This is a genomic window from Photobacterium rosenbergii (assembly GCF_033022775.1).
In the GTDB taxonomy this organism is placed as follows: Bacteria; Pseudomonadota; Gammaproteobacteria; order Enterobacterales; family Vibrionaceae; genus Photobacterium; species Photobacterium rosenbergii_A.
Map to the genome: position 1 here is coordinate 502,695 of NZ_JAWJZI010000001.1, position 24,932 is coordinate 527,626.

Consider the following 24,932-nt stretch of genomic DNA (forward strand, 5'->3'; position numbering starts at 1 on the left):
AATATAACGACTCAAATAATAATTGACGCTAAAGAATGACGTAATTACGGTAGCTATTAATATAGCTATCAAAGTGGTAATTATTTTAACTTTGAATGATAGTTTATTTGCCATATGTTATCCCTGTTGTGGCAAGTGTCGGGTACGAGAAATAGCCCATAGATGAATGGGAAAGAAACACCTTACATGTAGTGCCACAAAATAAATGTCGGTTTGATCGAGAAATATAAAAAAGGCCCGATAATCGGGCCAAACGTTGGTAGGTATATACACATTTATTTTACGTATATAAGGACTTTTTATTTTTTAAAGAAAGCGCGCTTAAGTGCCATTTCCAGGCCACGTACTTCAGCAAGCCCTTTCAATCGGCCAATAGCCGAGTAGCCTGGATTGGTTTTCTTCTTCAGGTCGTCCAGCATTTGGTGACCATGGTCTGGGCGCATTGGGATCAGGCGAGTATCACCAGCTTCTTCACGGCGCTGCTCTTCTTCCAAGATAGCCATGACGACATTGTACATATCAACATCGCCATCTAGGTGAGCGGCTTCATGGAAGCTCAACTGGTTCTCTTCGCGCTGTGTTGAGCGCAGGTGCGTAAAGTAAACACGATCACCATGTTGCTTAATCATGTTGACCAAGTCATTGTCACCACGGACACCGTAAGAGCCAGTACACATGGTAATACCATTGTTCTTACTTGGTACTTCTGTCGTCAACCAATCAATATCTTCAATCGTCGAGACAATACGTGGCAGGCCAAGGATTGGACGCGGTGGATCATCTGGGTGAACTGCCATTTTCAGTCCAGTCGCATCACACACTGGCATCAACTCACTCAAGAAGTGCTTCATATGCTGACGCAGTTTATCTTTATCAATGCCTGCGTAGCGATCAAGTTGCGCCTGAAACTCTTCAAGGGTATAACCTTCCTCAGCCCCTGGAAGCCCAGCAATAATGTTGCTTGTTAGCTGAGCAACCGCCTCTTCAGACATCGCATTAAAATATTCCAGCGCTTCGGCTTGCTCTTGTGCTGAGTATTCATCTTCAGCGCCCGGGCGTTTAAGAATAAATAATTCAAATGCAGCAAAAGCAATTTGATCAAAACGCAGTGCTTTTGAGCCATCAGGCATTTCAAATTCCAGATCGGTACGTGTCCAATCTAATACCGGCATAAAGTTATAACAAACCGTATCAATACCACATTCGGCCAGATTACGAAGGGTCTGCTTATAATTATCAATCCACTGTTGGTAATTACCTGTTTGTGTTTTTATTTCTTCATGAACAGGCACACTTTCAACAACAGACCAAGTTAATCCTTTGTCTTCAATAATTGCTTTGCGCTTTTGGATTTCTTCTACCGTCCAAACTTCACCGTTTGGAATATGGTGTAGTGCGTTTACAATTCCCGTTGCACCTGCTTGACGAATATCATCAAGCGATACTGGGTCATTAGGGCCATACCAGCGCCAGGTTTGTTCCATGACAATCACCTTTTATAGACACACTTAACCCGCTCAATAATTCTGAGTTAAGTACTTTACAATTTAGAATGCACAATTACGTTAAAATAACTGCTTTTAAAGAGGCCAATAAAGAGTAATTGGCCTAATTGAATTTATTCGGCGGTTTATTTCTCACCGCCAAGGAGAACTACCGGATTCGAGCTAAATAAGTAGCCATCAAAATTCGGATCATCAATATCAGAAAGCTCTAACAGGCGTTGTTTCACATTCTCAAGGTGTTGCCACATGGCATTTTTCGCTGCAATCGGATCCTTGCGCTGCATCGCTGCCAATATACGCGCGTGATCTTCCAACCATTCCTCACGATATGCCATGTCAATAATGTGCGAGTGTAGCTTCTTCCACATCGGGCTTTGCTCACGCCGCTCCCACGATTGTTTTAGCATATCGACCAATACTGAGTTCTGCGTCGCTTCGGCAATACACATATGGAACTGCTCATCACCAAAACACTCATCTGCCCCAGAGGCAATTTCACTGCGCTCAAGATCCAGCGCCGCACGCATCTTCACAATATCACTCGGTGTCACCTGGATAGCTGCAAACTCGGCAATATTACTTTCGAGCAACTGCCTTGCCTGCAGCATTTCAAATGGACCAGCATCATCGCTAATCACATTCTCCCGGCTATTGGAGTGGCTTGGAATATTGAGGACATAAACCCCAGATCCCTTCTTCACCTCAACAAGATTTTCAAGTTCCAGCATAATTATCGCTTCACGGACCACCGTTCGGCTGACATCCAGTCGCTCGGCGATATCCCGCTCTGGCGGTAACCGATCGCCCACTTTATAGCGGCCATCGATAAGTTCTTGTCTCAACACCAAACCAAGCTCTTGGTATGGGCGTTTCGGTTCGAAGGGCATCATGATGATATTGTCACTTTTTTCCATTGCACTTATTCGCCATCATAATGACCAATATAAATTGGTCAACCTCTTAATGTAAAAGTGTGGCAACACTTTGATTTTAATGATTACAACAGTCTGTTTTTACCGCTTATTGAACCGCTTTAATGCGCTCTACGATTTCGTTCAGCTCAGGGTTAGACTTCTCAAGCTCGTCGTACATTGGCTGTACCGCTTCAACGAATGCCGTTTTGTTTGGCTTAACAAAGGTTACGCCCATTTTTTCAGCTTTCGCACGCTCTTTCGCTTCAGACTCAGCCCATAGCTCTTTCATCACTTCCATCGAGCTCATAGCTGCTTTTTTCAATGCTTCCTGGTGTTCTTCTGATAGACCATCGTAGGCTTTGGTCGAGATAACCAGTACATCAGGAACCATGGTGTGCTCATCTAGGCTGAAGTACTTAGATACTTCACTGTGACGGCTCAGGCTGAATGAAGGAATATTGTTTTCTGCAGCATCAACAACACCTTGCTGCAGTGCTGTGTAAAGCTCACCGTATGCTAGCGGCGTTGGGCTACCACCCAATGCATTTACCATCGCAATCGCTGACGGGCTAGGCTGAACACGGATCTTCATACCTTTCAGATCTTCAGGAGTTTCAATTGGCTTAGATGTGTAGAAGCTACGAGCACCAGCATCATAGTAAGTCACACCGATGAAACCACTGTCGCGAGAAGACGCTAGGATTTCCTCACCAACTTCACCTTCTTTGACGTTGTAGTAGTGAGTCTTATCACGGAATAGGTATGGCAGGTTGAATGCCGAGTAAGCTGGAGCAAAGGCTTCAAGCTCAGCAGCGTTGGTTTTTACCATTTCCAATGCGCCGTTCTGCATTAGCTCCATAGATTCACGCTGAGTACCTAGCTGCGCATCAGGATAGATACGAATGCGAACTTCGCCATCAGTAAGAGCGCGAACTTCTTTAGCCATGTGGTCCATCGCTTTGTGTACAGCATGGTCACGCGGGTGGTTATGACTTAGCTTGAAGGTCGTTGCTGCGTAAGCAGAAGCTGTAGCACCAAAAGTAAGGGCAGCACCGATCACTGCAGTAAGTACACTTTTACGCGTCATCATTATTATTTCTCCGTGGAATTGGTTGTCCATTGTGTAGGGTATTTCTTAAGTACGGGGCCAATATTGCGTTGAAATCGAAAAACCGTCAAAACAAAAAAGCAAATTGATTGACCAATATCACAATAAAAACCCTAAAATTGGTCAACCAATTCAATTGTGACTTGGCTCACGTGACTAAAAATCACACTATCTTATAATCCTCACAGAAAAAGCGCGTGCTTAAACATAGCTAGATGACATATCTGCTTGCATTGGTTCACCAATAGACAAATCTGAGCATGCTTATTATTTGAAAGGAACTAAAGATGAATAAATTGGTTGGTTACATAAATAGAGGGTTGGCGATGTTTACCGTGTCTCTCTCTACCTTCCTGGTGTTCTGTGTGATCTGGCAGGTGATCTCCCGCTATATCATTGGTAAACCAAGCACTATTACTGATGAGCTAGCGAGATATCTATTTATGTGGGTAGCCCTGATTGGCGCGGCTTACACCACAGGCCTCAAGCGCCACCTTGCCATTGACCTCCTAACCATGAAGCTCAGCGGCAAAAGAAAGCTGTTCAATGAAATCTTTATCCAGTTAGCCATTGCCGTCTTTGCCTTTATTGTCCTTGTATACGGCGGCACTAATTTAGCAATGAAAACACTAGCAACCGGTCAGGTAACACCAGCACTGGGCTGGGAGATGGGCTACATCTACTTCTGCCTACCGATAAGTGGCGCTCTAATGATTTTCTACTCGGCACTATTCGCCTGGGAAAAAGTTAAACAGCTGATTTCCGGCAATATCTGCATTGCTGATCCCCAAGAAAGCTAATTAAACATATCCAACGGTGAATAGAAAAACTCTTCACCATTGAACAAGACTTTATAAGAAGGATTCCACAATGGAATGGCAAGTCATTCTCACTCTGTTCGGTAGCTTCGGCGTATTACTCGCGCTGGGGATCCCTGTATCATTCGCCATCGGCCTTTCATCGCTAGCAACCATTATGATGAGTCTGCCGCTAGAACCGGCTATAGCCGTTGTCGCCCAACGTATGGCGGCAGGCCTTGATAACTTTGCCCTACTGGCTATCCCGTTCTTCATCCTTGCGGGTAACATCATGAACCAGGGCGGTATCGCCATCCGCTTGATCAACTTCGCCAAAGTATTAGGTGGTCGCCTACCAGGCTCGCTTGCTCACGTAAACGTGATGGCAAACATGATGTTCGGTTCTATCTCTGGCTCTGCGGTAGCGTCTGCGGCAGCTGTCGGTGGCACAATGTCTCCTCTACAAAAAAAGGACGGTTACGACGAGCACTTCTCGGCTGCGGTTAACATTACTTCGTGCCCTACTGGTTTGTTGATCCCGCCAAGTAACACCCTCATCGTGTTCTCTCTCGTATCTGGCGGTACCTCTATTGCAGCATTATTCTTGGGTGGCTACATCCCGGGCATCCTGATGGGTCTAAGCCTGATGGTTGTGGCTGGTATTATTGCCAAACGCCGTGGCTATCCTGTTGCCCCTAAGCCGTCACTGGCTGTGGTATGGGATACCTTCATCAAAGCCATGCCTTCGCTGCTGCTGATAGTGATCATCATGGGCGGCATCATCGGTGGTATCTTCACTGCGACAGAAGCCTCGGCGATTGCGGTTGTCTACACCTTCGTATTGGCGGTAATTTTCTACCGTGAAGTGAAAATACGTGACCTACCGAAAATCATCCTTGAGTCTGCGGTTACGACATCTATCGTACTGCTGCTGGTTGGCGCTTCAATGGGTATGTCTTGGGCCATGGCAAACGCTGATATCCCATACATGATTGCCGATGCCCTACTGGCTGTTTCTGAAAACCCACTGGTTATCTTGCTAATCATCAACTTGATCCTGCTGATTGTCGGTATCTTCATGGACATGACCCCAGCGGTACTGATCTTTACCCCAATCTTCCTGCCAATCGCATTGGATATGGGTATCGACCCGGTTCACTTCGGTATCATGATGACCTTCAACCTTGCTATCGGTATCTGTACTCCACCGGTAGGTAGTGCTCTGTTTATCGGTTGTTCGGTAGCGAAAGTGTCTATCGAGAAGATCATCAAGCCACTGCTGCCATTCTATGCCGCTCTCATCGCAGCGCTATTGGCAGTCACCTTTATTCCTCAGTTAAGCCTGTTCCTACCTAACTTGGTTCTGGGCTACTAATTCTAGGGACTTGTCCCTCAATCAATAACACGCTGAAGACTTCCCTGAGAACCCGCCCACCAGCAGATGTTGGTGGGCCAAAGGAAAAAGAAAATGGACACAATTTCAAATACGCCACTCAACACAAACGTCATTCGCCCAACCTTTGATCGCTCGCGACTAAAAAGCCGCATCGTTCACTTGGGTTTTGGCGCCTTCCACCGTGCGCACCAAGCCTTGTTTACCAACGAGATGCTAGAAAAAACAGGCAGCGACTGGGGGATCTGTGAGATCAATTTGTTTGGCGGTGAAGATCTGATCACCCAGCTTCGCGCCCAGGATCACATGTACACCGTGGCTGAAAAAGGTGCCAAGGCAACCGACGTTAAACTCATTGCTTCTGTTACTGAGTCGCTTCACCCTAGCTTTGAAGGCAAGCGTGCAGTCCTGGAGAAAATGTCTGAAGAGCAAGTCGCTATTGTCTCTATGACGATTACCGAAAAAGGCTACTGCGCTGACCCAGCGACAGGCCGCTTGGACAAAAACAACGCCTTGGTTAAAGCTGACCTGGACAACCCTCGTGAGCCTAGCTCTGCTATCGGTTACATCGTTGAAGCCCTGCGTATCCGCCGAGAGCTTGGTCTGAAGCCATTTACCGTAATGTCTTGCGATAACGTGCAGGAAAACGGCCATGTTGCCCGTGCTGCGGTACTGGATTTTGCCAATTTGGTTGACCAAGAACTCGCTGGCTGGATCGAAGCCAATGTGACCTTCCCATGTACTATGGTTGACCGTATTGTCCCTGCGGCAACCCCTGAGACGCTGGCAGAAATCACCGAGCTGGTTGGTGTCGCAGACCCATGTGGTATTGCCTGTGAACCTTTCCGCCAGTGGGTGATTGAAGATAACTTCGTAAACGGCCGCCCTGAATGGGATGTTGCCGGCGCTGAGTTCGTTGCCGATGTTGTACCGTTCGAAGAAATGAAGCTGCGCATGCTTAACGGCAGCCATTCGTTCCTGGCTTACCTTGGTTACCTTGGTGGCTACAAGCACATCTCAGACACAATGACCAACGACAGCTACCGCAAAGCCGCGTTTGACATGATGATGCAGGCACAGGCAACTACCCTGACCATGCCGGAAGGTACGGAGCTTGAAGCTTACGCCAAGTTGCTTATCGAGCGCTTTACCAACCCTAGCCTAAAACATCAGACCTGGCAGATTGCGATGGACGGCAGCCAGAAGATCCCTCAGCGCATGGGCGGCTCACTTCGCCATCACTTGGCGGCTGGCACCGAGTACAAGTGGCTTGCCATGGGCATTGCCGGCTGGATGACTTATATCAGCGGTGTTGACGAAGAAAATAAAACTATTGATGTCCGTGACCCAATGGTTGAGCAATTCCGTGAAATCTATCAGCAATACGGTAAAGAGCCTGCGGTTGTTAAAGCCATCTTGGGTATTGAAGCCATTTTCGGTACCGACCTGATCCAAAACGAAGGCTTCGTAGAAGCAGTGACTAAAGCATACCAGCTTATTATCAGCAAAGGCGCACGCGCAGCCGTTGCCTCTCTTTAACCGATTGGAGCTTATGATGAAAGACTTTCTTTGTGACGACTTCCTACTATCCAATGAAATTGCGCGTGTGCTTTACCATGATTACGCCAAAGACATGCCAATCTATGATTACCACTGCCATTTGAACCCGCAGGAAGTCGCTGAAGACCGCCGTTTCGATAACATCGGTCAAATGTGGCTGGAAGGCGACCACTACAAATGGCGCGGCATGCGCTCGGCGGGTGTTCCAGAGTCATTGATCACTGGCAAAGAGACCAGCGATTACGACAAATACATGGCGTGGGCCAAAACGGTTCCTCAAACACTGGGTAACCCACTTTACCATTGGACTCACCTAGAGCTACGCCGTCCATTTGGCATTACCGGCAAACTCTTTGGTCCGGAAACTGCTGACGGGATCTGGCACGAGTGTAATGAAATGCTAGCAAGTCCTGAATTCTCTGCCCGTGGCATCATGAAGCAGATGAATGTGGTGATGGCTGGTACAACCGATGACCCTATCCACTCTTTGGAATACCACAAAGCGATTGCCGAAGACGACAGTTTCGATGTCGAGGTTGCCCCTAGCTGGCGTCCTGACCGAGCCTTCAAAATTGAACTAGATGGCTTTGCTGAATACATGCAGCTATTAGGTGAAGCTGCGGATATCGAGATTGCTTCGTTTGCCGAATTACTTACAGCTCTTGACCGCCGCCTTGATCATTTCGCTGCGCACGGCTGCCGAGCGGCCGACCACGGTATTGAAATTGTACGCTACGGCAAAGTACCGTCAGAGCAAACTCTCAATAGCATGCTTACTCGCCGTCTGGCTGGTGAAGTGCTGACTGAAGAAGAAGTTGACCAATTCAGCACAGCAGTGCAGGTATGGCTTGGCAAGCAATACGCCAAGCGCGGCTGGGTAATGCAGCTACATATTGGCGCCCAGCGCAACAACAGTACCCGTATGTTCAAGCTGCTCGGTGCAGACGCCGGATTTGACTCTATTGGCGATCGCCCGTTTGCCTTCCAGCTTGCTTCGCTGCTGGATGACATGGATCTGACTAACGAGCTTCCAAAAACCATCCTGTATTGTCTAAATCCTCGCGACAACGAGATGATGGCTACCATGATTGGCAACTTCCAAGGTGGCGGCATCGCGGGCAAAGTGCAGTTTGGCTCCGGTTGGTGGTTCAACGACCAGAAAGACGGCATGCAGCGCCAGATGGAGCAGCTATCTCAGCTTGGCTTACTTAGCCAGTTTGTCGGCATGCTGACCGATTCTCGCAGTTTCTTGTCCTATACCCGCCACGAGTATTTCCGCCGCATTCTGTGCAACATGATTGGTCAGTGGGTTGAAAACGGTGAAGTACCTAACGATATCAACATGCTAGGTAAGATGGTACAGGACATCTGCTTCAGTAATGCCAAATGCTACTTCACCCTACCGGGAGAGAAAGCATGAAGCGCATTGCCCTTATCGGCGAGTGCATGATTGAGCTCAATGGTGCGCCGTTCGGTGACATGCACCAGACGTACGGTGGTGATTCACTTAATACTGCCGTCTACCTGGCTCGTACAGCCGGCAAATCTGCCGAGGTTAATTACGTTTCTGCTCTAGGCCAAGATGCTATCAGCGAAGGCATGATCACCCGCTGGCAGGAGGAAGGTGTCAGCACCGACTTGGTGCTTCGCGATAACTCCCGTCAGCCTGGTCTGTACTTGATTCAATTGGATGACAAAGGAGAGCGGACTTTCCTTTACTGGCGTAACCAATCTGCAGCCCGTTACATGCTTCAACATAATCATTTCCAGCATGTTGCAACAGAGCTGAGTCAGATGGATATGGTTTACCTCAGTGGGATCAGTCTGGCTATCTTGCCGCAGCAAGACCGTCAAAAACTTATTGATCTACTAGAGCAGCTAGCTGAGTCCGGTGTCGATATCTTGTTTGATACCAATTACCGCCCTGCCCTGTGGGAGTCAGCCGAACAGGCGAGAGAGTGCTACCAACAGGTATTTGCATTCACAGCATTGGCACTTGTTACCAATGATGACGAAGCCAACCTGTGGGGCGATAGCAACGAAGAAGTGACCTTGGAAAGGCTAAAGACTGCAGGCGTTCGTCAAGCGGTTGTCAAAATGGGAGCGAAGGGTAACTACTTCGAGGACTTTACTACCCAGACCCGCACTTTTGTAGCCACAACACCGGTCAAGCAGGTGGTCGACACCACCTCTGCGGGCGACTCGTTCAATGCCGGTTTTATGGCCGGTTTAATAGCTGGGAAATCTCCGGTGAAGTGCTCGGAGCAAGGTCATCAGCTGGCAGGAACAGTAATCCAACACAAAGGTGCGATTATCCCTAACCAAGCGATGGCACACATCCAATTTAACGAACAAGAACCTGCTCTATCTGAGCACTTATTCTAGCAGATACTTAACTAAGGAAGACTCAACAATGAGCACTACAGCACAACAACTTGCACAAATTAAAGTCATTCCAGTGATCGCGATTGATCGCGCTGAAGATATTATCCCGCTAGGCAAAGCACTGGCTGAAAACGGCCTGCCTGCAGCAGAAATTACCTTCCGCTCAGAAGCAGCTGCTGAAGCTATTCGACTGCTTCGCGAAGCACAGCCAGACATGCTGATTGGTGCAGGTACGGTACTAAATCGTGAGCAAGCCATTGCAGCCAAAGAAGCCGGTGCAACCTTCGTGGTCTCACCTGGCTTTAACCCTAATACCGTAAAAGCTTGCCAAGAGTTAGGGATTGAAATTGTCCCTGGCGTCAATAACCCAAGTGCGGTAGAAGCGGCCATCGAGATGGGCGTGACTACACTGAAGTTCTTCCCAGCAGAAGCTTCTGGGGGTATCAACATGGTGAAATCCTTGTTGGCACCTTACACCCAAATCCAGTTTATGCCGACTGGTGGCATTAATGCCAAGAACGTTAATGACTACCTCGCCGTTGACCGAGTATTTGCCTGCGGCGGTACCTGGATGGTTGATAAGAAGCTGATCAACGAGGGCCGTTGGGACGAAATTAGTCGACTTGCCCGTGAAGCCGCTGACTTGGTAAGCTGATTTCAATCAGCATACCCAAGTTACTTCAAGGCTTCCCATGGGAAGCCTTTATTTTCCAATCAATTTTTATCTCGGCTAAGGATTGCACCCAATGAAAATTGCTTTTCTCTACACGCTAGAAGCCAACAAAGAACTGTTTCGCCCATACATCGCCCAATACCTTGCCGAAAAGAACGTGACGATTAGCCACTATGTGAATGAGCAGCTTCTGAGGCAAGCCATGGCTGATGGCCTGACACCGGACGTTATCAATCAAGTCCAGCAGGAAGTTCAGGGCATTGCCAAGGCCGATGCTGATATCATTATCTGCACCTGCTCGACTATAGGTGATGCGGCAGAACAGACAGCAAATATAACTGCTCGGGTAATTCGTGTTGATCGTCCGATGGCAAAGCAAGCGGTATTGGACAGCAAGGTTCATGTCCTTGCAGCACTAGAAAGCACTATCGAGCCTACTCTAGAGCTACTTCAGCAATGTGCAAAGCAGCTTAATCAGTCTCCTGCTATTGCCTGTGATGTCATTCCCGGAGCCTGGCAGTACTATGCTGACGGTGATACGGTTTCCTATGCCAAAGCCATTGCAAAATACATCGAACGCAATGAGATTTCCGACGATACCATCGTCCTTGCTCAAGCCTCAATGGCCACGGCAGTTGAATATATCCAACATTGGCCAACGCCAATTTTATCAAGTCCAACATTGTGCTGTCAGTATCTATCCAAGTTAGTTCCGTCACACGATTAACCCTAAGAGATCACCGTAGAGACTTACCATGTTAGAACTTGATTTCGCCCAGAGTGTTGGCCTGTTTGCCTTTATTGTTGGTGCCTCGGCTTTCCTCCATCAAAACGGTAACCGCTTTCGTCTGCACCTGACCGTATTCCAAATTGTCTTGTGCAGTCACTTTTTGCTCATGGGTGCTGTTACTGCTGCGTTTGGTTGCGGGATAAGCGCATTAAGAAGCTATGCTTCAACAAAAACCAAATCGAATAAAGTGATGTGGTTCTTTATTTCCTTATTATGGCTAATGGGCGTGCCAAGCTTACAACATAGTTATGAGTTACTGACCATTTTTGGTGCTTCTGTTGCGACTTGGGGCTTATTCCAAGCTGAAGGTATAAAGTTACGTTTACTCATCTTGTTTAATTCGTTTTGTTGGTTAACGAATAATTTGCTGTTGGGGTCTATCGGAGGCACATTGATGGAATCGACCTTCATTGTTGTCAATTTGTACACTATATCAAGAATGCTTATATCACGCCGAACAGCATAGCTAACTTATGAAAACTAGACATTTAAGTTAATAGCACCTTCATCTAAAATAAAAGCACATCAATATTATCCATGATGTGCTTTCTTATAATTTTTTAATTTTCTTCAACAAGGAATGATAAAAATACAGAAGGTAGAAATCGTTTATCTAAGCTGTTTATAAAATGGCCTTCAATAACCCCTGATCATGAGTCATACCCGGAATAAAGGCTAATTTGTCCGCTGACATCTTTTGCATATCGGCGAGCTGAATATGATTAACTGTCCAGACAACACAACCATTGTCGAGATTAAACAAGCTTCTAACTTGAGAATATAAACAGCCGTCATCATAAGCATCAGATACCGCAGCAGCCCTTCCCTGCCAAGCGCCCATCACCTTTTCTTGCGATACCGGAAGTTCAAGGTAAAGCATCTCGGGATCAACATCTTTCACGATCTTCATGCACAGGCGAGTATGGTTTCGGTCAAGCTTCTCAATCCACAAACGATGAGGAATGGCAGTATCTTCCCACTCCAGCACATTCATATATGTATTCATTCAAACCTCTACGTTTCACTTAAGTATTTCGGGTTTATTTTTATTACTGCTTTTTTTACCGACTCAGGCTTATCAACTGCAATAAGAGGACGATGAGGCTGTTGCGTATTAAAAATAATAAAGTCCTCTTTATACAAGGTCACAAACTGCTCATCATTAACATCTTGACTAAAAGCAATATCTTTCTCTTCAATCAAATCCTCTGAGATTGAATTAAAAGGACTTAGGCTATAGCCATATCTTTCTTTTCCTTCTAATACAATTTGAACATCAATATACTTTTCATGGATTTCTGACTTTGTCTCTGAAAAATGCTTTGTCTTATCGTCGACAATAAAATAGAAAACATCATCTCCAATCACTGAGTAGGTGCCAATCTTGCTAGTAGATTGAATTTTCCGCTTCACCACTTGGATGAGTTCAATCAACGGATAAGGAATATGACGATAGCTTTCCAGAGAGCATAAATTACCTCTGTACACGTATACCTCTAACGGATTAGTAAAAATATGTTCACATTATATACCAACCAACCGAAGTGGTTGACCAATTCATTTTAATTAGTAGACCAAGATCAAAAAAAGAGCCTGATGTTTATCAGGCTCTTTTTCATCAACAAATTAAAAGAGATTATTTATAGCTTAGGCCATGTCCAAACTCGTATAGCGTGTCCCCTGATTTGTAATTCGGGTCATCCGAGTCTTGGTCGATGATTGCCTGGGCGCTCTTCGCTAGAGCAAACGGCAGCTTACCCGTCGGGTTAAATTCACCACTCACAATATCCATGACTGCGCGGTCATCGGAGCCGAAGGTTGCCAAAATTGCACCAGCACCTTTCAGACCACTTGCATCATCAAGGACATATGGTTGGCGGAAGTAAATCGAAAGTACTGTATTTTCTGCACCGATCTCATCCATTACTTTCTGGATGTCTTCTAGTGAAGGTGTAATAACCCAAGAATTCGACTCTGCCATTCCCGTGAAATCAAGCACTGATAGTTCATCAAAGTCTGCCCCACCAAAGACTAAAGCACGGTTATTTGGAATATCCCCAGAAATGACAGCAGGAATATTATCAACTCGAACACGGATGAGTGCATGATCTTTGCCGCTCGCATCAGCAACTTTGTTACCGTCCTCATCATCACCCACAGTCACATCGAAGCCGTACTCTTTAGCAATTTCTCCGTCCATCCCCATGGTGAACAGGCTCGAGTTTGTACGGAGTGGCAAGGTTTGATTTTGGTTATCAAGTAGAACGACTGCTTTACGTTGAGCTAGTTGGGCTTTCTCCTGGAAATCCGCATTACCAACGATTTCATTGGCTTTACTCGCATCGACATAGGCATTTTCAAACAGACCCAAATCAAACTGTACTTTCAGCAGGCGTTTAACCGACTCATCTATACGGGCCTCAGAAACTAAGCCTTGCTCAACTACAGTCCTGATTTCATCATTGCGGTTAAAGCCAGAGAACACATCTGTCCCCGCTTCAATAGCAATAACAAATTGCTCAGTCTTGTTTTTATCTTGAAGGCCCCAAGCACGGTTATTGTGCATCATTTCATAATCAGTGTGCGGGTTATTTGGATCATTAATGATACCGGTATCTGAATTGATCACCCCTTTATATCCAAGCTTCTGACGCAATAGGTCATCCAAGATACCTTTAGAGAAAGCCACACCAACATTACCCGCTGGTTGACCTACCTCAGTCGAATAATCATTGTTGGCCACTCGGATAGTATCGTGGTCACGTGGATGAAGAAGCTCTCCAAGTAACTGACCGTTACCCACATCTAAGTTTGTCTCGTTATCAGGATTATTTATCGACCAGTCGCCACCACCCACGATACCGTAATATGGCATGATTGCCGCCACCCCGGCATCAATAGCGGTAATGAAAGGCTTGAGGTGGTATTCAAATTTGCCCGCTGGATAGCTTTGATGTTGACCTGCGAAATAGTGAGGGTCTGAACCCAAGAACTGTGGACCGCCGCCAGGGAAATGCTTCATCGTCAAGACAATACTTTCTGTACCGACTTCTTTACCCTGTAATTGCTCGACAAGAGTTTGAATAATATCAGAGGTGAGGTCAGCATCTGAGCTGAAGGTTTCGTGTACACGGTACCAGCGAGGCTCTGTCGCCAAATCTGCCATGTAGCCATACATACCCCGTAAACCTATGGCATTCCATTCAGCGCGCATTACTTCACCAAACTCAGCGATCAGCTCCATATCACCTGTTGCTGCTAAGCCGCCTTCTTTTGGCCAACCCGTAAAGGCACCGGAATCAACGTTAATACCTGCTTTTGCATTTGGATCAATGTGGTTTCGTGCATTGGATTTAAATAGAGCAGGAATACCCAATCGTGTGCGTTCAGTTAGTTCCTGCACCGTATTCATATACTGAGCAGCTTCTCTTGGGCTAATGACATAGTTAGGGCCACCAGGACCACCAGCAGCTCCGCCATCCTGACGTTCCTCATCTGTCAATGCATCAATTTCTTCCTGCGTTAGGATATTGTTCCGGAAGATAAAACGACTCATCTTTTGACGATTAACATAATCTTGGTGTTGACTGCCAATATAGCCATAAGCTTCGGCATTAAGTGTATCAATCAACATCATGCCGACTTTCTCTTCAAGGGTCATTCGGCTCACAAGATCAGCGGCTCGCTCCTCGGAAGACAAGCGCCAATCCTCATATGGCGTAAGTTTGCCATCACCATTGGCATCACGGAATTGGTAACCGTCAACTTCTAGAATGTCATGTACACGGGACTGAACAACTGGTTGTACAATTTTATCTTTATCATCAGTGTCACTAGATGATGAGTTACAACCTGCCAGAATGAGCGCCACCGCTACAGGCGCTAGGGTAAAGAGTTTTTTGCTCATGGTTCGCCTTTTAATTATTCATCATTGGAAACACGATGAATATTACTCCTCACACACATTTGGTTAACCAATTTGTTTTATTATGGCGATCAAGATCAACCAATTAATTATTTTGGTATACCTTGATCACGATATCGTTGTTACAAATAGAATTATTCAATTTGTTTGCTACCAGCTCACAGAATCGCCTCACTAAAACTGGTATTGCAGAAGGAAATATTTGAAGTAACATCAAAGGTATAAGGAAAGTGCGTAACCAAAGAAAGGAGATTTTGTGATAACTATCAAACCTGCAAGATTGGAAGACCGAAACGCTATTAGTCAATTACACGCTAGAAGCTGGCAAACTGTCTATGCCGGTTTGCTCACTAAAAAGTACCTTTCTGAAGATGTCTTCAACGAGCGAGATGCTGTTTGGCAACAGCGTTTTAGCCAGCCTGCTGCTAATCAACGAATCTTTGTCGCTACAGAAGACGACAAGCTACTCGGCTTTATCTGTATCTATCTCGATCAACACCAAGAATATGGCACTTTGATCGAAAACCTCCACGTCGATACTAGCACGACAGGCAAAGGGATCGGCAAAGCGCTATTGCAACACGCGGCAAGCGTCATCCAAGATGAAGCATCATACATTGGCGCTTACCTGGAAGTACTGTGCCAGAACCTCAGAGCCCAGAAGTTTTATGACTATCTAGGCGGTAGCCCAATTATCAAACAACAATGGCAAGCGCCTGAGGGCAGCTTGGTGGATGAGCTGGTATATGCTTGGGCCTCAGTGACGCCTATATTAAAGAGCTAGAACAGAGAGCAAGAAATCTAATTCTCGACTCTGACAAACAATAGGTCACAAGGCATTTTTCGCAGCAAAGGTTCACTGCTGGACATAGTCAGCTGATGGAACCAACTTGATTTGTGGTGCCCGAAAACAAGGAGATCAACATCAAACTCCTCAATGGCTTTGATGATTTGATCTTCTACATATCCCGCATAAAAGATGTGTTTAAAAATAGGGTAATCAGCCTCTTTCAGCAATGCTGTCATTTCGCGTACAGACTCACTGTGTACCGAGTCATCATACACTGATGGGTTAAATTCCCTCACCCCTTCATATAACTCGGTGAAATCTGGGTCAATATGAATCACGCTCAAAAGAGCATCATGTGATCTTGCCTGCTCGGCAGCCTTCATGACTAAATACTCAGCATTCGCATCAAAGTTCACAGCCAACAAGACATGTTTGTATTTCATCTCTTATTCCTCAAGGGGCAGGATTTCTGAACACTTTGAGTTTAGCTTACCGTGCGCATCTAAGAATCGTGACAGCTCTGACCCGCTATACTGTTAGCCAGATGTCTGAAGTTTCTCTAGTTTCATTGCTTCAGGTCACGCAATTCACTCGTACATTTGGTTGAGTTTCTTTTCAAGGTTGTCGTATGTATCAAGAATCCTTTATCGATTCTCTCTCAATTTTTATCATCCTTGGATTAATTTTCGGGGCTATTGCCCTGATGTTTGAATTTGGCTACCGCTTGGCACTTCGCTTTCCATCCAACGAATACAGTCAATCTATCAGCCCGATGGCAACAGGGCTAGCAAGCTTGCTTGCCTTCATTCTCGCCATCACTTTCAGCATGGCGGCTGCGAAATCTGCTGACAGGAAAGAGTTGGTTCTGACCGAAGCCAATGCAGTAGGCACAACAATCCTACGTACTGGGTTATTGGCCGAACCTTACCGCTCCCGCAGCCGTGAGTTATTACGTGACTATGTCACCCTGAGGGTGATTGAAAAGAAAAATGAGCAAGAACAAAAGGTGAATACCGTTATCAAAGAAAGCGAGATCCTCCAGCTACAACTTTGGAACCAAGCGGTAGAATCCCATGGGAGTACCTCACCAGAGCTGCTTTTACTGTATATCAACTCCCTAAACGAAGTTATCGATGTGCATACAGAGCGTGTCAACAAGGGGATTAGAGGCCGTATACCTGTCAGTATCTGGTTCACGCTTGGGTTGCTTACATTTCTGACTATTGCCTTAAATGGTGTTCAGGTGGGAGCGCAAAACAAAGGCAGAGCCTTGGTTGCAGCCCTGCCCTTTGCTCTAGCTTTCTCTTTAGTTTTAACCTTAATTGTCGAGCTCGACCGACCAACAAGAAGTATCATCGAGATCAGCCAACAACCGCTAATCGATTTACGTGATAGCTTGGATAAAGTGCTGTATCCCGATGATGTAGGAAAGCTAAAACTTAGCGAGCACCCTTAGAGCGGGACCTTTGACTGGTATAGGGTACGCTGTTCATCCTTGTCTCGTTGCTGGCAAGTAGCGCAGTTTTTCTTGCCATCTAGCTTGTACTTCAAGCAGCAAGTTTCCCGGCGAATATAATAGATACTCATGTTTCCTTGGCTCGCTACCTTAACGCTGTTCAGTTCAGCAAATTCAGGTAATAAGTTTGCTAGCCAAGCGTCTACTTCAGGCTCTAAGCGCTCAATTAACTCTTTGTCACAACCATGCTGGGTCAGTTTCTGGAAAACCAAACCTAACGCATAGCCAATGGCACCCCAGTATTGAGGAGTATTCACTTTTTGCTGTTTAAACTTAGGGGCGAGATATTGTCCGGCCTCAGTCACAAAATCAGATAACGCTTGATCCAGCGCTTGCTCTGATTCAACGACCTGTGCCTGGGTCAGGTGCGCCAAAGGATCGCCTGCGAGGCAATAAAAAGAGCAATTCTCAGCGATACCTACTCGCTTAAGCTTACCATTGTCTGCCACATCAAGACTGATTTGCTCAAGTGTCGGCATGAGTACACGGTTAAACTTCAGCCTCAGCGCTGCCAAACCCGAGAACAAATGAGCAGTGAAACTCTTCAACCACAGCGAAGCACCAACCGCTTGCCTCGTATCAACATCTTGAGCAAACACATTGATTGTTGCCTCAATGTCCCCTTCTGCCCACTGTGTTAATGGCGTACCAACACGGCCATAATTCAGACGGAAAAAAGGCTCTCGCTCATAAAGCCAATCTAATTGAGATTCGAATGTGTGCTGTGCCGGCTCTCCGAGCCAAATAGGAGCCAGTGCCGCTGATAAAGTCATCTTGTTGTCTACTTAGAGTGTTGGGCGTTTAAACATTGATTTTATCTGAACCAAATGTTTGTTCAATAGCTGCCAGCATGAAGCAAAAACAACCTTTCAATAGAACAAATACTCCACACACGCATAAGAATCACGGCGCATAAAGTTGATGAAGATCACGAAATTATGGGTTTTAACCGTATTGCAATACCATAAAGCTTTAATTGCACAACAGTTTTGTATATATTTCCTTGCAAAAGATGCATGGAGTTGGGACGAAAGTCACACTCCATAGCCAATAAAATCAATAATTAGCAACGTTGGTAAAACGTGCATGGATTGCATAGGAATATTTTTTATGAGTAAGGATGCCAAACTGGTTAGGCAAAAACTGAAATCAGAAACACAATCAGCACTGAGTAAAGCAAGGATTGCGTTTCTAAAGGATTATCAAAAAGCCACGTAAGTGGCTTTTTAATAATCAGCAGGGACAACCATTCCGCCTAAAACCACCTGTTTTACGTTTAGTGAAGCGTGAGGTATCGCGCTTGGCGTCATCATCGCATCATACTCATCGATACTATGGCGTGGTGAGATAGGCTCAACAGGGTATGAAACTTTCCTTTTCAGTTCGCCCGATGCTGTTGATGTCGTTATCTGCGTCGAATTTTGGGCAAATTCAGTATTTGATTGATACGTAGGGACGTTCACGTAGTCAGCTGTGTCATCATCAAACACCGACAATTTATCAAGCGCAAGAGCCGCAAGTGCAAACCCAATAACAATAAAATTGAAATGCATAGCATCCTCCTTTTCGCAATGCACTGTTTCTATTGATAGTCCACAATACAAATATGATCAAGATCACAGTGTGCAGTCATTAGCTTAAACAATTGATTTACGCCTGCCGTTCCTAGTTTAATTCAATATCCTTTAGCAAATTGACATAAAAAAGCCCTTCAATGGCATCGAAGGGCAGTTACTATCACTACAAAGCAGTGTTTTATACACAATAATTTGTCTAGAGTAAGTAATGGCTTTTTTACTGCATTATCCCAGTACTTTTTCAATTTCACTCAAGCTTGAAGGATCATCAATAGTAGATGGCACCACATACTGCTCACCATCAGCTATTTGCCTAATGACCCGACGCAAAATTTTGCCGGAACGTGTTTTTGGCAGCCTATCGACCACCAGCGCACGGTTAAAGCAGGCGACTGCACCAATTTCGCTTCTGACTTTCAGCAATAGCTCTTTTTCTATGCTTCCATCTGCCGAATAGTAACCGTCTTTCAAAACCACTAAGCCCAACGGTAGCTGGCCTTTTAAGTCATCATGGATACCAATAACTGCACACTCTGCAACAGCTTCATGCCCACCGACTACCTCTTCCATCTCCCCGGTTGATAATCGGTGACCAGCGACATTGATCACATCGTCTATCCGTCCCATCACAAATAGATACCCGTCTTCATCAATATATCCGCCGTCACCTGAAACGTAATAGCCGGGGAACTGGCTGAGGTAACCGGATTGGAATCTGTCGTGGTTACGCCATACGGTCGGCAAGCAACCAGGCGGCAATGGGCGTTTAATCGCTATATATCCTTGCTGATTGGCTGCTTTTTCTTCACCGGATTCATCCAGTACCACAACGCCATATCCCGGTATCGGCATAGTGGCAGAACCAGGCTTAATCTCGAAGCTCTCAAGCCCTACCGGATTGCCTGCAATCGCCCACCCTGTTTCGGTCTGCCACCAATGGTCAATCACAGGACGTCCGGTTTTTTCCTGCACCCAATCCAGCGTTGGGGGATCTAACCTTTCTCCAGCCATATATATCGCTTTGAGATCACTCATTGGGTAATCGGCCAGCAATGCTCCCTCTGGATCTTCTTTCTTTATTGCCCGAAATGCTGTCGGCGCCGAAAACAGCACCTTTACGCCATATTCATTACAAACCCGCCAAAAAGCCGCAGGATCAGGCGTTTTGACCGGTTTACCCTCAAACATTATGGTTGTACAGCCATGAATAAGCGGGCCATAAACAATATATGAATGACCAACCACCCAGCCTACGTCAGAAGCAGCCCAGAACACCTCACCCGGATTGACGTTATAGATGGTCTCCATACTGTATTTCATTGCTACAGCATGGCCGCCGTTATCCCTGACCACACCTTTGGGCTTACCCGTTGTGCCTGATGTATATAGGATATAAAGAGGATCAGTGGCTCTCACAGGGACGCAAGGGTGCATCTCGGCTTTTTGCTTCAAAGCCAGCCAGTCACGATCCCTTTCCTCGGTTAGTTCCGCGCGGCAGGCGTTGCGTTGAAAAACAACCACATGTTCTGGCTTCCAGCGACTATCCATAATGGCTTGATCAACCAAAGGCTTGTAGGGAATCACCTTGTTGACCTCGATTCCACAGCTAGCCGTCAGCACCAGCTTAGGCTCGGCATCCTCAATTCGCACAGCCAGCTCATTGGGTGCGAAACCGCCAAACACCACGGAGTGAATTGCACCGATACGGGCACATGCCAGCATCGCCATGGCCGCTTCAGGGATCATCGGCATATAGATCACAACACGATCGCCTTTTGATACCCCCAGTTCGGCCAGCATGCCAGCTGTTTTCGCAACCTGATCCCTTAGTACCTGGTAGCTGTATTGCACCTTGGTGCCGGTTACCGGTGAATCATATATCAGGGCAGTCTGGTTCCCTTTCCCGGCGTCGACATGCTGGTCTAGTGCCAGATAGCAAGTGTTCAATTCACCATCAGCAAACCAGCGCTCTATACCATTTTCGTCCTTGCTTAATATGTTTTGTGGAAACTGATACCACGGGAGTTTTTGTGCTTGCTGCTGCCAAAATTCTTGCGGCGCAGTTTGTGCAAGTTGATATTCTTTCTGATAGGCAGACATAATGCTTCCTCCAGTATGTCCTGACATTGCTTCATCAAAGAGCTTTAGATTAATAGCGTTCTATTCGGCGTTTAAATGAATACTGTCATTCAAAAACATCAGACGGAACACGAACAAAGCCTTCCATCAAAATACGCGCGCTACGGCTCATCATGACTTTCTCGACCACCCAGCCATGCTCAGCTTCTGTTGCCTGCGCACCGACCTTCAACGCCCCTGATGGGTGCCCGAAAGTTACTGACTCTCTATTTCCGCCACCGGCAGCCAGGTTAACCAACGTGCCGGGTACACAAACTGCTGACGCAATGGCAACCGCTGCAGTGCCCATCATGGCGTGGTGCAATTTGCCCATAGACAATGCCCGGACCAGAACATCCACATCGTTCTCTATCACCGCTTTACCGCTCGAGGTCAAGTATGGTTTAGGTTTAGAAACGAAGGCCACTTTCGGGGTGTGTTGGCGGGTTTCGGCTTCTTCCAAACGGGCAATCAAACCCATTTTCAGTGCTCCGTAAGCTCGAATTCGCTCGAACCTGGCCAATGCCTGCTCATCGCTGTTGATGTCTTCCTGCAGTTCAGTACCAATATAACCCAGCGCTTCAGCATCAATAAAGATGGTCGGGATCCCAGCATTGATCATAGTGGCATTGAACGTGCCGACTTCCGGTACCTCCAGATCATCGACAAGATTGCCGGTCGGAAACATCGATCCATCACTGTCCGCCGGATTTAGGAAATCCACCTGAATTTCAGCGGCTGGGAATGTTACACCGTCAAGCTCAAACTCACCGGTTTCCTGGACAAAACCATTGACGACAGGCACATGGATTTCTATCGTTTTCTTAATGTTGGCCTGCCAAACACGTACTTTCACGATACCGTTTTCTGGAATGCGATCATTTGGGATCAAACCTGCATGAATCGCAAAAGGTCCCACTGCCGCCGACAAATTCCCGCAATTACCACTCCAATCAACAAAGGGCTTATCAATCGAGACCTGGCCAAACAAGTAATCCACATCGTGATCATCTTTGCTGCTTTTGGACACAATGACTGTTTTGCTGGTACTGGAGGTTGCCCCGCCCATACCGTCTATTTGCTTAGCGTAAGGATCCGGACTGCCAATAACCCGCATCAGTAATTTATCGCGTGCCTCACCCGGTACTTGAGCTTCTGGTGGCAAATCAGTCAGGCTGAAAAACACCCCTTTGCTGGTACCACCACGCATATAGGTGGCTGGCACTTTCATTTGCGACTGGGCATTTTGTGAAGGCAGGGAAGATAAGTTTGTCATGTCAGTCTCCCCCCCTATTGCGCCAAGAAATCTTGAGCAAAACGCTGCAGAACACCGCCAGCTTTATACACTGAAACTTCATCAGCAGTATCAAGTCGGCAAATCACAGGGACATCGACTTTCTCACCGTTGGCGCGTGTCACCACCAAAGCCAAATCTATGCCAGCTTGGATGTCCCCGACGACGTCATACACTTCCGTTCCGTCCAACGCCAGGGTGTGACGGTCTGTACCGGGCTTAAACTGCAGTGGCAATACGCCCATCCCCACCAGATTGGTGCGGTGGATGCGTTCGAACCCTTCGGCCACAATGGCTTCTACCCCTGCCAAGCGAACCCCTTTTGCTGCCCAGTCCCTTGATGAGCCCTGGCCATAATCGGCTCCGGCGACCACGATCAAGGGCTGCTTGCGTTCCATATAGGTTTCAATGGCTTCCCACATCCGTACCACCTGCCCTTCCGGTTCAAGTCGCGCCAGCGAGCCTTGTACCACCTCGCCATTTTCCTTCACCATTTCATTAAACAGTTTCGGGTTGGCAAACGTTGCCCGCTGGGCAGTAAGGTGATCACCACGGTGCGTGGCATAAGAGTTGAAGTCTTCTTCCGGTACGCCCATTTTCGCCAAATACTCACCCGCCGCGCTGGAGGCAAGAATGGCATTGGAAGGAGATAAGTGGTCGGTGGTGATGTTATCCCCAAGAATCGCTAGAGGACGCATTCCAGATAGTGTTCTTTCACCGGCAAGCGCGCCTTCCCAATAAGGCGGTCTGCGGATATAGGTACTCATCGGGCGCCAGTCGTAAAGCGGATTACTATTGCGCTTGCCATCATCGAGTTTGAACATCTGGATATAAACCTGATTAAACTGCTCGGGTTTAACATGCTTTCCAACAACCGCATCAATTTCTTCGTCTGAAGGCCACAGATCATTAAGGTAAACTGGGTTGCCTTGTTTGTCCGTGCCCAGCGCATCACGCTCGATATCAAAGCGAATTGAACCTGCGATTGCATAGGCCACCACCAGCGGCGGTGAGGCTAAAAATGCCTGCTTGGCATAAGGGTGAATACGTCCATCGAAGTTACGGTTACCCGATAACACTGCGGTTGTGTATAGATCTCGGTCGATGATCTCCTGCTGAATGTCTGGATCCAACGCACCACTCATACCGTTACAGGTGGTACAGGCGTACGCGACAATACCAAAGCCGAGCTTTTCCATCTCAGGCAACAGACCCGCTTCTTCCAAATACAGCTTGGCCACTTTCGAGCCCGGTGCAAATGAGGATTTCACCCAGGGCTTGCGAACTAAACCCAACTCATTGGCTTTCTTGGCAAGCAGGCCCGCCGCTACCACATTACGCGGGTTACTGGTATTGGTGCACGAAGTGATGGCGGCAATAATCACAGCACCATCAGGCAACTCACCTTCTTTCTCCTGCCAGTCACCAGATATCCCACGAGAGGCCAACTCTGATGTTGGTAAACGTCGGTGAGGATTCGATGGCCCTGCCATGTTGCGTGATACGCTCGACAGGTCGAACTCCAGTACTCGTTCATATTGGGCTGAAACTAAATCGTCTGCCCACAAACCAGTCTGTTTGGCATAGTTCTCTACCAGTTCAACTTGCTGCTCATCGCGCCCAGTCAGTTTTAGGTAGTTAATGGTCTGCTCATCGATATAGAACATCCCAGCGGTTGCACCATATTCCGGTGTCATGTTGGAGATGGTGGCACGATCACCAATGGTAAGATCCCGCGCCCCTTCACCGAAGAACTCCAGATACGATGAGACAACCCGCTCATTTCGTAAGAACTCAGTAATGGCCAGCACAATATCCGTCGCGGTTATACCCGGCTGGCGTTTGCCCGTCAGGTTAACCCCAACAATATCTGGCAGACGCATCATAGAAGGACGGCCAAGCATGACGGTTTCTGCTTCCAGCCCCCCCACCCCGATAGCAATTACGCCCAGAGCATCAACGTGTGGCGTGTGGCTGTCGGTACCGACACAAGTATCGGGGAAAGCGACCCCATTCTTGGCCTGAACCACCGGCGACATTTTCTCGAGGTTAATCTGGTGCATGATCCCGTTACCCGCCGGGATCACACTGACATTTTCAAACGCGGTTTTACACCACTCGATAAAATGAAAACGATCTTCATTACGACGCTCTTCAATTGCGCGGTTTTTATCGAAGGCTTCCGGATCGAAACCAGCATGCTCAACCGCGAGAGAGTGGTCGACAATAAGCTGAGTTTCCACCACCGGATTAACTTTCGCCGGGTCGCCGCCTTGATCTGCAATAGCATCGCGCAATCCAGCTAGGTCAACCAAAGCGGTTTGGCCTAGGATATCGTGACAAACCACCCGGGCCGGGTACCAAGGGAAATCAAGATCGCGTTTACGCTCGATGATCTGCTTCAGGCGGTCTGTCAGTGTCGCTGGATCGCAGCGCCTGACCAATTGTTCGGCCAATACCCGAGAAGTGTACGGTAGGGTTTCGTAAGCTCCCGGCGATATCTCGTTGACGGCCGCTCGGGTATCGAAGAAATCAAGGCCGCTACCTGCAAGGGGTTTACGGTATTGAGTATTCATATTCATAATAG

General features: G+C 47.0%; 22 protein-coding genes. 10 read left to right on the forward strand and 12 right to left on the reverse strand.

Features of this window, described 5'->3' with window-relative positions; all coding sequences use genetic code 11:
- Positions 1-299 precede the first annotated feature (299 nt).
- From uxuA to R2X38_RS02370, 3 genes are all read right to left on the reverse strand, one after another.
- Positions 300-1,484 (reverse strand): mannonate dehydratase, encoded by a 1,185-nt coding sequence (uxuA, locus tag R2X38_RS02360; RefSeq protein WP_317520427.1) that lies wholly within the window; start codon positions 1,482-1,484, stop codon positions 300-302.
- Between the two features lie 146 nt (positions 1,485-1,630).
- Complete coding sequence (locus tag R2X38_RS02365; RefSeq protein ID WP_317520429.1) at positions 1,631-2,419, reverse strand: FCD domain-containing protein; 789 nt, start codon at positions 2,417-2,419, stop codon at positions 1,631-1,633.
- 106 nt (positions 2,420-2,525) lie between these two features.
- Positions 2,526-3,509, reverse strand: a complete 984-nt coding sequence (locus tag R2X38_RS02370; protein WP_222550763.1) for a TRAP transporter substrate-binding protein — start codon at positions 3,507-3,509, stop codon at positions 2,526-2,528.
- A 305-nt stretch (positions 3,510-3,814) separates the two neighbouring features.
- Here R2X38_RS02370 and R2X38_RS02375 point away from each other — a divergent pair, with 305 nt between their 5' ends.
- From R2X38_RS02375 to R2X38_RS02410, 8 genes are all read left to right on the forward strand, one after another.
- Positions 3,815-4,327, forward strand: a complete 513-nt coding sequence (locus tag R2X38_RS02375; RefSeq protein ID WP_317520430.1) for a TRAP transporter small permease — start codon at positions 3,815-3,817, stop codon at positions 4,325-4,327.
- Positions 4,328-4,397: 70 nt separating this feature from the next.
- A complete protein-coding gene (locus R2X38_RS02380) occupies positions 4,398-5,699 on the forward strand; it encodes a TRAP transporter large permease subunit (protein ID WP_317520431.1) in 1,302 nt (433 codons plus the stop codon).
- A 93-nt stretch (positions 5,700-5,792) separates the two neighbouring features.
- Positions 5,793-7,256 (forward strand): fructuronate reductase, encoded by a 1,464-nt coding sequence (locus R2X38_RS02385; protein WP_317520432.1) that lies wholly within the window; start codon positions 5,793-5,795, stop codon positions 7,254-7,256.
- A 16-nt stretch (positions 7,257-7,272) separates the two neighbouring features.
- Complete coding sequence (gene uxaC / locus R2X38_RS02390) at positions 7,273-8,697, forward strand: glucuronate isomerase (protein WP_317520433.1); 1,425 nt, start codon at positions 7,273-7,275, stop codon at positions 8,695-8,697.
- Positions 8,694-9,662: a sugar kinase gene (locus tag R2X38_RS02395; protein ID WP_317520434.1), complete on the forward strand. Its 969-nt coding sequence runs from the start codon at positions 8,694-8,696 to the stop codon at positions 9,660-9,662. The genes uxaC and R2X38_RS02395 overlap by 4 nt, the downstream gene beginning before the upstream one ends.
- 28 nt (positions 9,663-9,690) lie before the next feature.
- Positions 9,691-10,317 (forward strand): bifunctional 4-hydroxy-2-oxoglutarate aldolase/2-dehydro-3-deoxy-phosphogluconate aldolase, encoded by a 627-nt coding sequence (locus tag R2X38_RS02400; protein WP_317520435.1) that lies wholly within the window; start codon positions 9,691-9,693, stop codon positions 10,315-10,317.
- Positions 10,318-10,408: 91 nt separating this feature from the next.
- On the forward strand, positions 10,409-11,062 hold the full coding sequence (locus R2X38_RS02405; RefSeq protein WP_317520436.1) for a hypothetical protein: 654 nt from the start codon (positions 10,409-10,411) through the stop codon (positions 11,060-11,062).
- A 28-nt stretch (positions 11,063-11,090) separates the two neighbouring features.
- Positions 11,091-11,591 carry a YgjV family protein gene (locus tag R2X38_RS02410; protein WP_317520437.1) on the forward strand — a complete coding sequence of 167 codons (501 nt, stop codon included), beginning with the start codon at positions 11,091-11,093 and terminating at the stop codon, positions 11,589-11,591.
- A 156-nt stretch (positions 11,592-11,747) separates the two neighbouring features.
- Here R2X38_RS02410 and R2X38_RS02415 read toward each other — a convergent pair whose 3' ends face one another.
- The 3 genes from R2X38_RS02415 to R2X38_RS02425 all read right to left on the reverse strand — a co-directional run bounded on the left by R2X38_RS02415 (position 11,748) and on the right by R2X38_RS02425 (position 15,032).
- Positions 11,748-12,131 (reverse strand): hypothetical protein, encoded by a 384-nt coding sequence (locus R2X38_RS02415; protein ID WP_317520438.1) that lies wholly within the window; start codon positions 12,129-12,131, stop codon positions 11,748-11,750.
- 8 nt (positions 12,132-12,139) lie between these two features.
- A complete protein-coding gene (locus tag R2X38_RS02420) occupies positions 12,140-12,613 on the reverse strand; it encodes a YhcH/YjgK/YiaL family protein (RefSeq protein WP_317520439.1) in 474 nt (157 codons plus the stop codon).
- A gap of 148 nt (positions 12,614-12,761) precedes the next feature.
- Positions 12,762-15,032 (reverse strand): glycoside hydrolase family 3 protein, encoded by a 2,271-nt coding sequence (locus R2X38_RS02425; protein WP_317520440.1) that lies wholly within the window; start codon positions 15,030-15,032, stop codon positions 12,762-12,764.
- Between the two features lie 274 nt (positions 15,033-15,306).
- On the opposite strand from R2X38_RS02425, the gene R2X38_RS02430 reads away from it, so the two are divergent.
- Complete coding sequence (locus R2X38_RS02430) at positions 15,307-15,834, forward strand: GNAT family N-acetyltransferase (RefSeq protein ID WP_317520442.1); 528 nt, start codon at positions 15,307-15,309, stop codon at positions 15,832-15,834.
- Between the two features lie 17 nt (positions 15,835-15,851).
- Here the strand turns inward: R2X38_RS02430 and R2X38_RS02435 are convergent, their stop codons facing one another.
- Positions 15,852-16,283 (reverse strand): universal stress protein, encoded by a 432-nt coding sequence (locus R2X38_RS02435; protein WP_317520444.1) that lies wholly within the window; start codon positions 16,281-16,283, stop codon positions 15,852-15,854.
- A gap of 185 nt (positions 16,284-16,468) precedes the next feature.
- On the opposite strand from R2X38_RS02435, the gene R2X38_RS02440 reads away from it, so the two are divergent.
- Positions 16,469-17,296: a hypothetical protein gene (locus R2X38_RS02440; RefSeq protein WP_317520445.1), complete on the forward strand. Its 828-nt coding sequence runs from the start codon at positions 16,469-16,471 to the stop codon at positions 17,294-17,296.
- Here R2X38_RS02440 and R2X38_RS02445 read toward each other — a convergent pair.
- From R2X38_RS02445 to acnD, 5 genes are all read right to left on the reverse strand, one after another.
- Positions 17,293-18,129, reverse strand: coding sequence for a (2Fe-2S)-binding protein (locus tag R2X38_RS02445; RefSeq protein ID WP_317520446.1), 837 nt, complete (start codon positions 18,127-18,129; stop codon positions 17,293-17,295). The genes R2X38_RS02440 and R2X38_RS02445 overlap by 4 nt on opposite strands.
- Before the next feature lie 453 nt (positions 18,130-18,582).
- Positions 18,583-18,909: a hypothetical protein gene (locus R2X38_RS02450; RefSeq protein ID WP_317520448.1), complete on the reverse strand. Its 327-nt coding sequence runs from the start codon at positions 18,907-18,909 to the stop codon at positions 18,583-18,585.
- A 249-nt stretch (positions 18,910-19,158) separates the two neighbouring features.
- Positions 19,159-21,033 carry a propionyl-CoA synthetase gene (locus tag R2X38_RS02455; protein ID WP_317520449.1) on the reverse strand — a complete coding sequence of 625 codons (1,875 nt, stop codon included), beginning with the start codon at positions 21,031-21,033 and terminating at the stop codon, positions 19,159-19,161.
- 85 nt (positions 21,034-21,118) lie between these two features.
- Positions 21,119-22,327, reverse strand: a complete 1,209-nt coding sequence (gene prpF, locus R2X38_RS02460) for a 2-methylaconitate cis-trans isomerase PrpF (protein ID WP_317520450.1) — start codon at positions 22,325-22,327, stop codon at positions 21,119-21,121.
- A gap of 14 nt (positions 22,328-22,341) precedes the next feature.
- Entirely contained in the window at positions 22,342-24,927 is a 2,586-nt protein-coding gene (gene acnD / locus R2X38_RS02465) for a Fe/S-dependent 2-methylisocitrate dehydratase AcnD (protein ID WP_411184471.1), read from the reverse strand.
- Between the last annotated feature and the right edge of the window lie 5 nt (positions 24,928-24,932).

Excerpts from the sequence above, each read along its gene's own strand:
- R2X38_RS02375 (WP_317520430.1), top strand. The coding sequence starts at position 3,815 with ATGAATAAATTGGTTGGTTACATAAATAGAGGGTTGGCGATGTTTACC.
- R2X38_RS02400 (WP_317520435.1), top strand. The coding sequence starts at position 9,691 with ATGAGCACTACAGCACAACAACTTGCACAAATTAAAGTCATTCCAGTG.
- R2X38_RS02415 (WP_317520438.1), bottom strand. The coding sequence starts at position 12,131 with ATGAATACATATATGAATGTGCTGGAGTGGGAAGATACTGCCATTCCT.
- uxaC (WP_317520433.1), top strand. The coding sequence starts at position 7,273 with ATGAAAGACTTTCTTTGTGACGACTTCCTACTATCCAATGAAATTGCG.
- R2X38_RS02405 (WP_317520436.1), top strand. The coding sequence starts at position 10,409 with ATGAAAATTGCTTTTCTCTACACGCTAGAAGCCAACAAAGAACTGTTT.
- R2X38_RS02395 (WP_317520434.1), top strand. The coding sequence starts at position 8,694 with ATGAAGCGCATTGCCCTTATCGGCGAGTGCATGATTGAGCTCAATGGT.
- R2X38_RS02440 (WP_317520445.1), top strand. The coding sequence starts at position 16,469 with ATGTATCAAGAATCCTTTATCGATTCTCTCTCAATTTTTATCATCCTT.
- acnD (WP_411184471.1), bottom strand. The coding sequence starts at position 24,927 with ATGAATATGAATACTCAATACCGTAAACCCCTTGCAGGTAGCGGCCTT.
- R2X38_RS02370 (WP_222550763.1), bottom strand. The coding sequence starts at position 3,509 with ATGATGACGCGTAAAAGTGTACTTACTGCAGTGATCGGTGCTGCCCTT.
- R2X38_RS02380 (WP_317520431.1), top strand. The coding sequence starts at position 4,398 with ATGGAATGGCAAGTCATTCTCACTCTGTTCGGTAGCTTCGGCGTATTA.
- R2X38_RS02365 (WP_317520429.1), bottom strand. The coding sequence starts at position 2,419 with ATGGAAAAAAGTGACAATATCATCATGATGCCCTTCGAACCGAAACGC.
- uxuA (WP_317520427.1), bottom strand. The coding sequence starts at position 1,484 with ATGGAACAAACCTGGCGCTGGTATGGCCCTAATGACCCAGTATCGCTT.
- R2X38_RS02435 (WP_317520444.1), bottom strand. The coding sequence starts at position 16,283 with ATGAAATACAAACATGTCTTGTTGGCTGTGAACTTTGATGCGAATGCT.
- R2X38_RS02445 (WP_317520446.1), bottom strand. The coding sequence starts at position 18,129 with ATGACTTTATCAGCGGCACTGGCTCCTATTTGGCTCGGAGAGCCGGCA.
- R2X38_RS02410 (WP_317520437.1), top strand. The coding sequence starts at position 11,091 with ATGTTAGAACTTGATTTCGCCCAGAGTGTTGGCCTGTTTGCCTTTATT.
- R2X38_RS02425 (WP_317520440.1), bottom strand. The coding sequence starts at position 15,032 with ATGAGCAAAAAACTCTTTACCCTAGCGCCTGTAGCGGTGGCGCTCATT.
- R2X38_RS02455 (WP_317520449.1), bottom strand. The coding sequence starts at position 21,033 with ATGTCTGCCTATCAGAAAGAATATCAACTTGCACAAACTGCGCCGCAA.
- R2X38_RS02385 (WP_317520432.1), top strand. The coding sequence starts at position 5,793 with ATGGACACAATTTCAAATACGCCACTCAACACAAACGTCATTCGCCCA.
- R2X38_RS02450 (WP_317520448.1), bottom strand. The coding sequence starts at position 18,909 with ATGCATTTCAATTTTATTGTTATTGGGTTTGCACTTGCGGCTCTTGCG.
- prpF (WP_317520450.1), bottom strand. The coding sequence starts at position 22,327 with ATGACAAACTTATCTTCCCTGCCTTCACAAAATGCCCAGTCGCAAATG.